This is a genomic window from Acinetobacter sp. 226-1, from assembly GCF_030329325.1.
Classification (GTDB): domain Bacteria; phylum Pseudomonadota; class Gammaproteobacteria; order Pseudomonadales; family Moraxellaceae; genus Acinetobacter; species Acinetobacter sichuanensis.
The window spans coordinates 1-833 of sequence record NZ_JACANU010000061.1; the positions used below are offsets into that span (position 1 = coordinate 1).

Sequence of the window (833 nt, forward strand, 5' to 3'; positions counted from 1 at the left end):
CGCTTTGGTGGTCAGGTCATGGATACTATGGACATCGAAAACTTTATTTCAGTGCAAAAAACCCAAGGTCCTAAGTTCGGTGCAGATATGGAAGCGCATGTACGTGAGTACGGTGTGGACATCATGAACTTACAAAAAGTTAAAAACATTGTAGGTGCTGACCAAACAAGCAATGGTTTAGTTGAAATTGAACTTGAAAATGGTGCAAAACTTGAATCGAAAACGGTGATTCTTTCTACAGGTGCGCGTTGGAGAGAAATGAATGTACCGGGTGAGAAAGAGTATAAAACACGTGGTGTTGCATACTGCCCACACTGTGATGGTCCATTGTTCAAAGGTAAACGTGTTGCTGTGATTGGTGGGGGTAACTCAGGAATCGAAGCGGCGATTGATCTTGCAGGTATTGTAGAGCATGTAACCGTGGTTGAGTTTGATACCAAACTGCGTGCTGACCAAGTTTTACAAGATAAATTAAACAGCTTGCCAAATACCACAGTGATCATGAATGCGCTTTCAACTGAAGTGATCGGTGATGGTTCACAAGTGACTGCTTTGAAATATAAAGACCGTGCAACCAATGAAGAGCATATTGTTGAACTTGCAGGAATCTTTGTACAAATTGGTTTATTGCCAAATACAGATTTCCTAAAAGAAACAGCAGTGGAACTTTCTAACCGCAACGAAATTGTAGTTAATGACCGCAACGAAACCAATGTCAAAGGGGTATTTGCCGCAGGTGACTGTACCACTGTGCCGTATAAGCAAATCATCATTGCTGCGGGTGAAGGTGCTAAAGCCTCTTTATCTGCCTTTGATTATATTATTCGTTCTGG

Annotated in this window: 1 protein-coding gene; it reads left to right on the forward strand. The window is 41.8% G+C overall.

All coding sequences use genetic code 11. The annotated features are described in order from the left end of the window. Window positions 1-833, forward strand: an 833-nt coding sequence (locus tag HX124_RS18090) for an FAD-dependent oxidoreductase (protein ID WP_286384461.1), incomplete at both ends; no start/stop codon positions are given.